Source organism: Pyrinomonadaceae bacterium, from assembly GCA_036277115.1.
GTDB lineage: Bacteria > Acidobacteriota > Blastocatellia > Pyrinomonadales > Pyrinomonadaceae > UBA11740.
Window position 1 is genome coordinate 73,615 of sequence record DASUNM010000023.1, and the last position, 13,073, is coordinate 86,687.

The window sequence follows — 13,073 nt, forward strand, 5'->3', positions numbered from 1 at the left end:
ATTTAGCAGAAGTGACCGGCAAAGCGGTAAGGGCGAGGCGCAGAAGGCAAACGGGCGAAGGGCAAGAACCCGGAGCTAAAAGCTAGGCAGCAAAGACTGACCGCAATTTCCGGGCGCTAAGCGGAATGTCAACAACCAAAGAGAAAGGGCCAGGAGTAGGATTTTCTCCCACCCCTGGCCCATAGCTCTTTTCCCTTGCTGTTTAGCTTGGGCCGAAGCGCTGGCGGTACTCGGCCGACGAGATAAAGGCCTTGACCATCTCAGCCTTGATGAAGTCGCCATTGAACGAATTCAACTTATTGAGCCAGAAGTTGAATCCAGCGGTGTCCGGGTCGCGGCGCAGGTAACCGAAGTACTGCATCGCAACGAAGGCCGTGTTGAATTCGCGTGTCTGCATCTCTTCGGCCTCGGCTACGGCGCGAAGCACTTGCGCGCGCGTCAAAGTAGCGCCGTTCAACCCTGCCACGAGTGAGTTGCGGAAGGCGTCGGCCGCGGGGAAGTTGCCGCGGATCTCGCCCCCCGGGAACTGTGTCGTGTGGAAGTTGAGGTAGGCGCGCCCCTCACGGAGGTTACTGAGCTGCGCGGCGAGCGTCGTGGTGTTGCCTTCCGGCGCATCCCATTTACCTCTGAACGTGCCGCCGACGCCGGGAGCGAAGGGCGTCACCACCGCGTCGTTCGGATTGTTGTCGTTAAAGGGCGTGCCGATGAATCCCCAGACCACGGGGCCGTTGACGCCAGGCGCGACCGCCGCGCCCGCATGGATGTGCGCCGCGGTCAGGTTGTCGTTGGTGTCAGCGGTCTGCGCGCCGGTGAAGTCGATGTTGTTGACTGTCCCCGTCACCGTCAGCGCGGTCTGGGCGCTGTTGAACTGAAGCCGCGCCGTGCCGGACGATATGGGTCGCGCCGCGCCCGTCGTGGTTGTCGGGGTCACCGTTCCAGGCTCCTGCGCGTTCGTCATCTGCAGAACGAAGAGTCTTACCTGGCTCGGCGAAAGTCCCGCCGAGGCGAGCAGGTTGTCCACGTATTGCTCGTTCGTCAGCGTCGACGGATAAGCAGCGACGAACTGGGGACGCGTCACGAACTGGTTGAAATACGCGACCTTGTTCGCTTCGAGCACCTCATCATCGTCAGGCGCGCCGAAAATGTAATCCCGCTGAAGCGCCTGCGTGTCGCGCATGAAGTCACCGTAGAGGACTGGCGCGGGCGAGCCTGAAGCGTTTGCGCCAAAAGCCACGCGGTGCGTCAGATAAGCGAGGTACCCTGTACGTTGAAACTCGAGAGAGAGGAAGAAGGCTGCCGAGACGTGAATTCTCTTCACCTCACGGCACTGTGCAGACGCGCCGCATGACTCGATCTCGTTGGTCCAGAAGGCGAGCCCAGCCGCATCGGGCTCGCGATTGAGAAAGTCCAGGTAGTGCTGGCGGACGAAGAAGGCTGAGCCGTCGATGACGTTACTAGCGGGCAAGCCAATATCGTTGTCGAGGATGGTGATCTCGGCCGTGTTCGGGCTTCCCAGTCCAACACCCGCGCCCGTCGGGTTCGAGAGTTGGAGGTGGATAATCTCGTCAATTTCGTCGCGCGTGTCGTTGACGAGCAGGAGGCGGAAGGTCTTCGAGGTTTCGCCCGGAGCGAAGGTGAGCGTGCCGAGCGCGATCTCGTAGTCACTCTTCTGATTGGCGTTTATGTCTGGTGCGGGCGTCGGGGTCGGTGACGGCGTCGGCGTCGGTGACGGGGCCGCAAAAAAGTCGAAGGTGTTGTAGTTGATCGTAGCCGTGCCCGACACGTCGCCCGTGCGCGTCACCGTCACATCAATGTGGCCGGAGCCCTCGTCGATGGCGAATTCGGTGTCGGCGAACTGGATGAGCGAGGTGGCCGAGGCGGTCGTCGGGTTGAGCTTGCCAAAGACGCCATGCTGCTCCTCGCCGATGCCGGCGGCGAAGTAGAGCGTATCCACGTTGCCGCCACTTCCACCATTACCGAACTTCAAATCCCACAGCTCGTCGATGACGATGCCGTTGCCCGACTCGTCCTGGAGCGTGCCGAGAAAGGCGCCGGTCGTCGGGTTGTAGGCATGGATGGACGGGTTGCCCTCGCCGAAGTTGCCGACGAGGAGTGCGCCCCCGAAGATGCCGAAAGACGCGGGCGCTACAGTCACGCCCCACGGTGAGTTGAGCGCGCCGTTGTTGATACCGAAGGTCAGGTCGCGGACGCCGTTGGCGTTGAAGCGGCGGACGAAACCGTTGCCGACACCCGCCTCGTCAAACCCGTCAGGGCCGACCTTGGCGTAGGCGACATAGAGCGAGCCGCCGATGGCCTGAATGTTGAAAGGGTGAAAGGTGTTTCCCATCGTCGCCGGGATGGTCGGGTCGGCGAAGGGGAAGCTGGCCGCGGGCTGCAAAGCGAACGAAGTGTTGAAGACATCAATCTTGCCGTTGGCGAAGTCGGCCGCATAAAGGAAGTTGCCCGAGCCGTTGTTGGCGTAGGCCAGACCCGTGTAGACATGACCGGGGTGACTGGCCGCGGTGACGGCGGTTACCGAACTGGCGGCCGGCGCGTTCGGGTCCCAGCCCGTGATATTGCCGGTGATCGAGGCGAAGAGGAAATTCGCCCCGCACGGCGCGCTGGCGCAAGGCCCGGGCAAAACGAACTCTGTAGCGACCGGGTTGGCAACTGTCCCCGTCGGCAGGCCACCGGGGATGGTCACGGTCTGCGGACTTGGGTTGAGCGTTACGGGCGCGCCCGAAGGTTGGTCGCCGCGAATGAGTTGCGTCGTACTCGTCCCGTTGTTGGCGACCCAGAAGGGGCTACTCGCAGTCAGCGAAATGCCCCACGGGTTGACGAGCAACGGGTCGAGGACGGGCGCATAGCCAGGCACGTCCGAGACGAGCGTCGTCAGCCGGTAGGCTGAACCAGGAGCGATAACGGGAATATCTGGCTGTTGCGCAGTCACCCGGCGGTTAAGCCGCGAAGAAGACAGCATTAACGTCAATGAGCCGGCCAGTATTAGGCCGATCAGAATGTAGGGACGACGTGCAGCCCGACGAATTTCGCGCATGGACAGTTCCTCCTGAGTAGTTTGGACGTGACGCAGAAAATGGGGGGATTATTTCTGACAGGAGAGAACTCCCGTCGCTAATTTTACTGAACCTCAATAAAGCCGAATGCGCGAAACTTTATGCTCGAACATTCAACCCTGTCAAGTAATTCCGTCAATTTGTTGAACGGCCTTCTCAAACCTCTGATGTCGAACTGAAAACAGAAAAGCCCGCGCAAGTTTTCATCGCGCGAGCTTTAAGTCGAACCGAGAGTCCATTAACGATTAGGGATTGATCTTCACCAGTGGCGGACTATCACCCGGCGTGGGCCGGCTGGTTGCTGCGCCCACTCGTACAACGACGGGAAGATTATCACCGCGATCGACTGTTGACGGCAGCGTGAACGTTACCAGATCAAAGCCGGGCTGGTCCGTTGGTACGTTCGATGTGGCCACAATCGGGGTGGTCCCAATAATCACACTGATAAGGCTGGCCGTGGTGGCGCGCACTCCGGTCAGATGCAACTCAAGTACTGTCGGCACCGGAGACCCGCTGGCGTTTGGCGAAGTGACGTTGAATGGTTCCATCTGGCATCCGGATACCGCCGGATTTGTAACGTTACAAATCACGGCGCGGCCGTTGGGGCCATTCGTAGTTGTTTCAATGTCAGGCTGCGCGGCGACAATCGCAATGTTGCCCCGAATCACAGTGCCATTGTTGTTGATGACGATCGGATAGACGCCGGCGGGAAGACCGCGCGGCACCACAAACGAAATCGCGGACGAACTCACTGAATAAATTCCGGCGGCGGCGCCCCTGATTGAAACCGACACGCCTTTAAGCTCGACCGGCAAGGCCGGCCCGAAACTCGTCACTGATGCGTTTACCGTTGCCCCGGCTGCAGGCGCGAGGCTCGCACTTGAAGTGATCCGGGCCAACTCGCCCGCGGCCAATCCCGGCGCAACCAGTGGTCCGGCCGCCGGACTTCCAGTGGGGCTGGGACTCGGTGAAGGCGAAGGACTACCGCTGGGACTGGCAGTCGGCGATGGAGAAGCGACGGGAGCGAGACTCGCGCCCGTGAGTACTGAAATCGTCGCCGATGAATCCGTGGTCGCAAGCGGCACCAGATTGTAGTAAACCTCAGCCGAGAAATCTCCGTTACCGCCACCCAATTCAGCGCCGCCGTAGGTGAACGCCACGCGCCGTCGTGAATTGCTCGGCAAAGAGTTCAACGGTGCAAGCACGTTAGTTGAGGTGATGTTGGTTAATCGGGTAAACGGACCGGCTGTCTGCGCCGGCAGTGACGTCGCGAATAGCTGCGTCACGCGTCCGGGATTCATTCCCGTGAGGTCCTGATCGCTTGTCGGGAACGTGCCGTCGCTTTTGAAGTTAAGGGCTGAACTGAACACGACTGTTCCCGGACTGGTGCCGGTATAGTCGGTGAATCCCGGGAAGTGGGTGACGGTTATCTCGAGCGCTGACGTAGAGCGTGGTCCCACCTGCGCAAATGTATCGCTCAGGCTGTCATAGACGAAAGCCGCGAAGAAGTCTTTGTTGGTCGCGCTATTCGCCTTGGGATCATCTGCCAGCGACGCGAAGACAATGTATCGCCCATCGCGACTCAAGCGTCTGCCGAGCGTAAACAAAACCGCACTCGTGTTTCTTGTCTTGGTTACCTGGCGCAGACTGCCGGCGACGATCGCTGCGCCGTTATAAGTGGCGAGGTAGATCTCACTGTTACCTTTACCCCCGCCGTCGTCATTGTTCGCTGTCAAGTTGGCGTTCGATGAAAAAGCGAGCGTAAAAGCGCCGCCACTACCCGCAATGTTCGCGTTCCCGTTGCGGATCGGGGACGCATTATCTGTCGTTATCGTGCTCGTGGCTTGCGTGAAAATACCTGTGCCGCGATTGAAGAGAAAGATTTCAGGATTCGGGATTTGGCCCGTATCGACATTACCGGGCGGCACAAGATCGCGAGTCGAAACGAACGCAATCACATCGCCGGCATCGCTGATTGTGGCGTCGAGGTTATCGTCGGCGTAGAAAGGAGCACATACGCCTAGTGGACAATTCGGATTAGCTGAACCCGGCAGCGGCGCGCGACTGGCAGGCGTATTCGTCACTCGAGTAAACGTTCCCGTGCTCAAGTCCTGAAATGCGAGGTCCGCACCTTCAGCCAAATTCACTGCATCAGGAACGGTGAACTGGTAGGTCCAGATCTCGGTATTCATGTCCGTGTTCGTCGGCGCGCCCGGGTCCGTCCCGTCAAACAGAGCAGGCGTCACGGGTGCATTCGAGCTGAACACAATCGTGTACGTTCGGTTACCCGCCGAGAGCACCGGCTCAGCACTGATCATCGGCCGGCGGTTCGTGATTTCGATCTTAATACTGGTGGGGTCGATCGGAGTTGGCGTCGGACTGGCCGTCGGCGACGGGCTGACGGACGGGCTTGGACTCGGACTAGGAGAAGGCGACGGACTGCCCGCGGGATTCAGCACACTTCGCGTGTTCGTCAGTTGAAAAATTCGCCGCTGAGCGTAGTCATACAGGAAAATCTCGCTGTTCCCGTCGGTGTTAGCCGGGCTCTTGGTGGCCCCAGTCTGTCCCGGCTTAAGTGTCGACGCGTCGGCAACAGATTCAAACACGACAAATCGTCCGTTGGCCGAAATGTCTGTCGCGAACGAATTGCCGTTCGCGCTGGTGACCTGCGCGACAAATGCGTCGGGAGTGGTAGCGGTTGTTTGGGCCGAAGAAAGCGCGCCCGCAACCAGCATGCACGCGGCTGCGGCACACAAAATGGCAAATAGAAGTCTCAGCATGAAGATACCAACGAAATAATCAGTTGCTCACCGGGGATTGAGCCAAAATTAGAAACCGCAGTGTACTAACGGTCAGAGTGCGCCATTGTAATGGTTAGGCCGCGTGACAGCAAGCGAGCCTTGATCCAAGTCCTCACGCTTCGGATGCGCGAAAAACCGCCGCGGTTTACCGGATTTACCTGAATCCCTGGCCAATCTGCTCAGTCCCGAAAGTGCCGAGGCCGTTGAGGCGGAAGGCGAAGACCATGCGGTTCTCGCTCCGCAATGCCAGATTGAAGGTGAAGTACTGCATGGTGACGGCGCAGCACTTCCATGTGTAACCGAGCGTCGCGGTCGAGCTGACCAGCGCGCGCTCGCCGGCGAACGGATGCTTCTGAAAATCGAAGAACAGTGAGAGACCGCCGAATAATCCATTTTCACGATCACCAAAAAATACAGACGGGCTCCATTGTGAGCCCCGCAATGTTCCCGGCTCAGCGCCCTGCGGGTTTGCAAACTGCCTGAGCGACGGCACCAGTTCAACCGCACGCGTGTAGTAGAAAGTTGAAAACGCTTCGATGATAGCCGTGCGATTGAAGCCCACCGTAGCCGCCATCGCCCGCAGCCCGCCGCCGCGCGTGTCGATGTCGCTGCGAAAGTCAGCGAACGTGTGCTGTGTCGGCCGATAACGCACGTCGATGTTCAGGGGCGAGAAGCGCCGCGGCACCGCGCCATAGCTAAAAGCCGAGAATGTGTCGATCGGATAGAACTGATTGCGCTGTCCGGGAATTAGCGCGCCGCCAAAGAACCGATCGAAGAAATACTTTCCGCGTAAGGTGATGGTCAACGCTTCGTAGGGCTGGGTCGCCAGCGAGTCTTTCTTCTCGCGCGCGAGTCGCGCTGCGGTCGGCCCGACACTTTCCGTGGAGCGACGCGTGAAGAAACGATTGGTTAAGCCGAACTCAATCTCGTTCGTGTTAGCGATCGCATCGACATAATCGAAACGAATGATCCGGTGAAAATCATCGATGCCTGCAATGCGACGATAAGTGATGTACGGCTCGATCACGTGACGAAAGCGAACTGAGCCGTCGTCGCGGCGGAAGTTGCGGGCGAGCGCCGGCGGCCGCACGTCTAATTCAAATTCGCCGTAACCGCGCACGACGTCGCGAGGCGTCACCAACTGCGTCACCGGGTCGAATGAATTGGAATAATAAGTGCCGCGCACGCCGGCCGTTGCGGTCACGGACCAGCCCGCAAACGTCAATGGCACCGAAACGACGGGATGAAAATCAAAACGCTGCACAATCGACGGAGTGAAGATTGGATCGCGACCCACCTCATCGCGGAAGAGGGCAAGGTCACCCGCGGTTTCTTTGCGGCTGACGCCTTCGACGCCACTCTCCCACGACAGATATACGGGCAGCTCCTTCAGCCAGCGCACAATCGATGGACGGCGATCGAAATTAAGACTGGGCAGTTGACGAAGACGAATCTGGGAATTCTGAAGCGAGGTTGCTTGCGAATTCATCCGAAAGTTCAGGCTGTACGCGTTGTAGTTCTTGTTGATGAAAACCTGCGAACGCTCTTCCGGTGAAATCGCTTTCTGAATCGTGTCCGAAAACCTCTGCCGGAACGCCAGGTTCGAAGTGATATTCACGTCGGCCGCCGCCAGGAAGCCATTGGGAAAGTAGTGCACCGCGTCGACGTAGAAGCTCGAGCCGCCCTCATCCGGATGATCCGCGTCTTCTTTCGGCCCGAGCACGCGATCTTTAACGATGAAAAATCCGAGGTTCATGAACGAGCGCGAGTTGGCTCGCGTCCGCAGGTCGCCACCGATTCCGTAACCGCGCTTCGAATACAAGTCTCCGCGCAGAGTGAAATCAGCCGACCGGCCGAGCGTCAGGTAGTAAGCCTCAGAAATTCGAAAGCCTTTTTCTCCCGACGCGCTGAAGGTCGGGGTTAAGAATCCGGAAGATCGATCGCGATGCTTGATCGAAATCGACACGTAGGGCATGAAGATCACCGGCAGGCGCTTGATGCGAAACGACGCCGACTTAATCCGCACTCGATCGCCCGTCTTGATCGTGGCTCTCTTTGCGCGAAAGCTCCACTTCGGAACTTCTTCGTCGCAGGCGGTGATTTCGCCGTTAATGACGACAATGGTCGTCAGGTTGACCTTCTCGACACGATCGGCCGTGAAGTACATGCGCGTGCCGTCTTGCGTCTGGTTCGTATAGCCGGTCGAGTTGACGAAGAAGCCTGTCTTCGTCCGGTAATTCCATTCCGCGTGACTGCCGGTGATGCGCTGCTGATCGCCCTGATCGAAAACTACGTTGCCTTCCGCGATTACTTTGTTCGTCGCGTCGTAGACAGTTACTTTGTCGGCTTGCAAGCGATACGTGCCGATGCGGGCGTCAACGTTGCCTTCGCAAATCGACACCCGATTTTCTGCCGGCCCGGAAATGCTTTCCCGGTTACAAACGACGCTGAGCGATTCCGTGCTCTGCGCGCCTGGCTGCTGAGCGGTCACCGTCGGCCGGATCGGTTGATCCTGTTGCAAAGGATTTACGTTCGGCGTGTCGGTAATCGGGTTCTCGACTTTGCGATCGACCGGATTGGGTTGTTGCGCTGCAACGCGCGTGACGACAAAAAGCGCCAGCAAGAGGCATGAGAGAATGGTCAGTACGCGCGAGCTTCGCAGCAGCACATCGCCCTCTCCCTGTGGGAGAGGGTCGGGGTGAGGGCTTAGCGCACCGTTCGTCTCTTGGATCTTTATTCTCAACTAACCGAACCACAAACGATGAAAGAAAGTTTCGTTCTTTGTTTACGGCAGCACTAGCTTCGCCCCTCGCCCTACCCTCTCCCAAAGGGAGAGGGAAACACAATTTTTTGAGAGCCTTGCAAATAGTCAATCGCGCCTTCTGCGAAGCGATGAACCCGCAGCCGGCGCGCCGTTTTCACTAAGCAAGTGCGCCGATGCTAACATGCGCGCGCGATGGGGAACAAGCGAGTTGCTGACGAACCGAAAGCGTGATCATTTGACATTTGGCATTTGAGATTTTTCATCTGGTCATTGCAATCTCGATGTTCCTTGCGATGTCGAACGGCAACCTTCTCTAAACGAGAACGCTCGCGACTTAAATGGCCACGTGACAAATGTCAAATGCCAAATCTCAAATTGATCCCACTTCGCTCCGCTTAATGCTCGTCGCCGGTGAAGCTTCCGGCGATGCCCATGGCGCATCATTGGTGCGTGCCCTGCGCGAAGCGTCATCTCAAACGAACTTCGAATTCTTCGGCGCCACAGGCGCACAGATGCGCGCGGCTGGAGTCGAGTCGATTGTTGATACAGACACGCTGTCCATCATGGGCCTTTGGGAGGTCGGCAGTGTGCTGCCAAAATTTCTGCGCGCGTTCGGCGATCTGAAACACGGCGCAATGGAGCGCCGTCCCGACGCGGTAGTTTTGATCGACTGGCCGGAATTCAATCTGCGACTGGCGCGTTGGCTACATCGGCGCGGCTTCCGTGTCATTTATTACGTGAGTCCTCAGGTATGGGCCTGGCGTTCATATCGCGCGCACAGCATCCGGCGCGACGTCGATCTGCTGCTCTCAATTTTGCCGTTCGAAAAAGACTGGTACGCCGCGCGTGGCATGAATCACGTTGAGTACGTCGGGCATCCGTTGGTTGGGACCGTGAGCCCAACCTTCGATCGTGAAGAATTTTGTCGCCGTCATGATCTCGATCCCGCGCAACCGATCATTACCTTCTTGCCCGGCAGCCGCCACAAAGAACTTATGCGCATCCTGCCATCAATGCTTGATGCCGGAGCGCGAATTTCAAAAACTCGACCAGACATTCAGTTCGTTCTCGTGATTGCACCCAATCGCGCCCTGACAGAGGTGCAACAGATCACTTCCCAAAGGCACGCCGGTTCGCTGCCTGGCACGCTGCGGGTTATTCATCACGAAACGCGTGAAGCGCTGGCCGCATCCGATGCGGCGGCGATCGCCAGCGGCACGGCGACGTTAGAGGCGGCGCTGCTCGGCACGCCGATGGTCATCGTTTACAAAGAATCGCCGATCAACTGGCATTTGCTGGGCCGGCTTATTCAGGTGGATAACTACGGATTAGTGAACCTGGTCGCAGGACGTGAAGTGGTGACGGAACTGATGCAGAACGATTTGAACGGCGAGCAGTTGGCGGGTGAACTGCTCGCCTTGCTTGAGCCTGCCCGTAACCAGGGAGTTCGAAATGAACTGCAGGAGGTTTCAGCGAAGCTTGGCGAGCAAGGAGCCTCGCAACGAGCAGCCGCAAGCATTCTGGAGTTCCTGCGCTCGAGAACCTGAGCCGGCGACCTCGATCGTTTCTGAAGTGGACTCATTTCGTTCACAAACCTGTCACATTGGGTCTTGTACGCGCTCAGTCCGGCGGTTAGAATCACATTTGCTCAGCACCTCACGCATCGAGCAAGCAAGGCCCCACAAAGTTGAATAGGAGTCGATTACTTCCCTTTGAATTTTAGAAAACTGTTCCCCTGTCTGCTGACTGCCGCCTGCGCGCTGTCTCTTTCCGTCACCGCTGTCGCCCAGAAAAGGAATCCTGATGATCGCCCGCGCTATGCGCTGGAGATTCATAATCCGCTTCCGGAAGCACCGACAGAAGAGCTCATCGACGACAGATCGCCAGCGCCTGCAAAGAACGCCTCTGCGGAGGTCCGCTTTCAGACGCAATTGTTCGGCGCGATTGAATCTCATTTGGGAGCCCCATATCGCTTTAACACGACCGGGCCGAACACCTTCGACTGTTCCGGTCTGGTGTGGCGCACGTTTAACGAGATCGGCGTGAACTTCACGCGCGGTCCGGCACGCTCATACTGGGCGGTCTTTGAAGCGCCGCCGGCGAACGAGCGGTTCAAAGCCGGCACCCTGGTTTTCTTCAGTGGCCTGACGCACGTGGGCATCGTCGCCGACGAAAAAGGTTTCTATCACGCCTCGCGCCGGAACGGTGTGATCTATTCCCCGTTTAGTGAATATTGGCTTTCGCGAATTGACGGCTTCCGACGCGTGCCTTTGGAAGGGCTGCAGCCAATCGCGATGAAGCGTCAGCCGAAACCGGCAGTCGTTAACCTTAGCGACGAGGGAACGCCGCGCTAGCTCAGAACCACCTGCGGGACCGGGTGGTTTGTCTCACGGAAAGACTTCTATAAATGAGAAAGCCGTCGCGAGAGATCGCGGCGGCTTTTTTGTCTAAAGTGGCACAGACTTCAGTCTGTGATCTTCGTACTCATCAGCACCACTGAAGTCTGTGCCACTTCTCAGTTCTTGAACACGAAACCCGGGTGGCGGCTCCTGTCTTTCTTCTCCCAAACCGCAACTATCTTATCGACGGCGATGTAAAAAACCTCGCCCTCATCATTTTTCAGCTGCAGCACGCTGTTCTCGACGCCCACACATTCGCCGCGCAGGGCTGAGGTGCCCGCGCAAATAACATCGATTTCGCGTCCGATCAGTTTTGCGAGAAGTTGTTCCATTTTCGGAGCGCCCGCATCCTGCGGGCGGTTCGCAGGCATCCTGCCTGCCACTGCGGATTAGTCTTCGTCACGAAATGTAATCTGCACCAACGGCAGAACCGTCCGGTCGTTCTGCTGGCTACGTTCGAAGGTCAGCAGATCATAGTATGCGCAACGTTTGCGCGCGGGAAACTCGCGACAGGTCAGCGGACGCGCGTCGTAAATCGTGCAGCGGCGCGTTTCCAGATTGAGAAACTTACACGCTTCTCCGAGTACTGGATCTGATTTGCGGCGCAGAATGCGCTCGCCTTGCCAGGTGGTCGTGAAGCGCTTTTCGGCGGTCGCGTAGTCGACGGTGAAGTGCCTCGCCAGCCGCTTAATGTCGCGCGGCGTCACTTGCACGCGCTCGTAGATCGCGCAACAGTACGCCGGGCAACTTGAACAATTGTAGTAGGTGCGATTCGGCACCGTTTCTATTTCGTTCGAAAGCTTTAGCCGTCCGTTGTTTCCCATCGTCCTTTTGAGCCTATCGCAGTCGGTCCTGACCTATCGCCTGGTCGATCGTCTGTACTCAGTTAGCAACAACTCCATGAACTCTTCACGCCGGTCGTACAAGCGTCGTGGTGGCCGCGGCTTGTGCTTCGCCAGAGCGTACGCCGTAATAATCGGAAGGGCCACGGTTGAATCAAGGTAACAAACTACTGCATCGGGCAAGCGATCGGGATCCACTTTGCCCCACGAAACGGCTTCGCCCGGCGTCGCACCGGAAAGGCCGCCCGTGTCCGGCCGCGCGTCAGTGACTTGCAGAAAATAATCGTGGCCGCGCTCATCGATGCCTAAAACTTCCTGGATCTGCGGTTCGGTTTGCAGGGCAAAATTCTTTGGCGAGCCTCCGCCGAGAATGAAGATGGCCGACTTGCCTCCGGATTTCTTCTTATTTGAACCCTTGACCCGATCACGAATCAATCCGCGCTTCGCCGCCAGCACAATCGATGCAGTTTCATTCACGTCCAGCGAAGGATCGAAGGCGAGCTTGTTGCCTTGTAGAGCCTTCGCCGCGACGTTCATGCCAATCGATGAATCGCCAGGCGACGACGTGTAGAGCGGTACCGCATGTTCATGCGCCGCCGCCAGCAACGATTTGTTCTTGATTCCCAGCTTTCGTTCGCGCTCCAGCACGTAACGGCCGGCACGATAGTGAAACTCGGCGGTGGACATCGGCTTTTGAAATTCGTCCGCTTCGATCATGCGGCGAAAGAACGCGTCGGTGTCGAGCAGAACTGAGTAATCAAAGAAGATGTCGTAGATCCTGACCACCTCTTCTTCGCGTAGAACGACGTCCGAGGTCTGCGCGCTGCCTTCGTGCATCGAAAGGCCGAGACCAAAGTGCGTGTCGTGATAAAAGTTGGCGCCGGTTGAAATGATCCAGTCGATAAAGCCTGCTTTGATGAGCGGAATGAGGGCCGACATGCCGAGGCCCGCCGGCGTCAACGCGCCGGTCAACGTCACGCCGACGGTGACGTCGGGCTCGAGCATCTTCTCGGCAAACAATCCGCACGCTTCGCGCAGACGCGCCGCGTTGTAAGCGACGAACGCGTTATCGACCAGATCGACCAGCTTCGTCGTGCGCGTGATGGGCTTCGGATCGATCCGTCGCCCGCGCAGAAATTTACTTTGCTTCTTTGCCAACGCTTCTCAGTTGAGGAGTGAATTTAACCGCGAAG

General features: G+C 58.0%; 8 protein-coding genes. 2 read left to right on the forward strand and 6 right to left on the reverse strand.

The genetic code is table 11. The annotated features are described in order from the left end of the window. Nucleotides 1-202 precede the first annotated feature (202 nt). The 3 genes from VFX97_07335 to lptD form a co-directional block, all read right to left on the reverse strand. On the reverse strand, nt 203-3,055 hold the full coding sequence (locus tag VFX97_07335) for a TIGR03118 family protein (GenBank protein ID HEX5702996.1): 2,853 nt from the start codon (nt 3,053-3,055) through the stop codon (nt 203-205). Nucleotides 3,056-3,319: 264 nt separating this feature from the next. Next, nucleotides 3,320-5,854, reverse strand: a complete 2,535-nt coding sequence (locus VFX97_07340; GenBank protein HEX5702997.1) for a hypothetical protein — start codon at nt 5,852-5,854, stop codon at nt 3,320-3,322. Between the two features lie 175 nt (nt 5,855-6,029). Then, entirely contained in the window at nt 6,030-8,543 is a 2,514-nt protein-coding gene (gene lptD, locus VFX97_07345) for an LPS assembly protein LptD (GenBank protein ID HEX5702998.1), read from the reverse strand. Between the two features lie 449 nt (nt 8,544-8,992). Here lptD and lpxB point away from each other — a divergent pair, with 449 nt between their 5' ends. Both lpxB and VFX97_07355 read left to right on the forward strand, forming a co-directional pair. Continuing rightward, the gene (gene lpxB, locus VFX97_07350) at nt 8,993-10,186 is read left to right on the forward strand and encodes a lipid-A-disaccharide synthase (protein HEX5702999.1); all 1,194 of its coding nucleotides are present in this window, start codon (nt 8,993-8,995) and stop codon (nt 10,184-10,186) included. Nucleotides 10,187-10,351: 165 nt separating this feature from the next. After that, nucleotides 10,352-10,993 (forward strand): C40 family peptidase, encoded by a 642-nt coding sequence (locus tag VFX97_07355; GenBank protein HEX5703000.1) that lies wholly within the window; start codon nt 10,352-10,354, stop codon nt 10,991-10,993. 161 nt (nt 10,994-11,154) lie between these two features. Here VFX97_07355 and VFX97_07360 read toward each other — a convergent pair whose 3' ends face one another. The 3 genes from VFX97_07360 to speY are packed head-to-tail and all read right to left on the reverse strand — an operon-like array spanning nt 11,155 to nt 13,038. Next, the gene (locus VFX97_07360; GenBank protein ID HEX5703001.1) at nt 11,155-11,370 is read right to left on the reverse strand and encodes an MM0924 family protein; all 216 of its coding nucleotides are present in this window, start codon (nt 11,368-11,370) and stop codon (nt 11,155-11,157) included. 57 nt (nt 11,371-11,427) lie between these two features. Further along, nucleotides 11,428-11,862, reverse strand: coding sequence for a YkgJ family cysteine cluster protein (locus VFX97_07365; protein HEX5703002.1), 435 nt, complete (start codon nt 11,860-11,862; stop codon nt 11,428-11,430). Between the two features lie 33 nt (nt 11,863-11,895). Beyond that, on the reverse strand, nt 11,896-13,038 hold the full coding sequence (speY, locus tag VFX97_07370; protein HEX5703003.1) for a deoxyhypusine synthase: 1,143 nt from the start codon (nt 13,036-13,038) through the stop codon (nt 11,896-11,898). Nucleotides 13,039-13,073 lie beyond the last annotated feature (35 nt).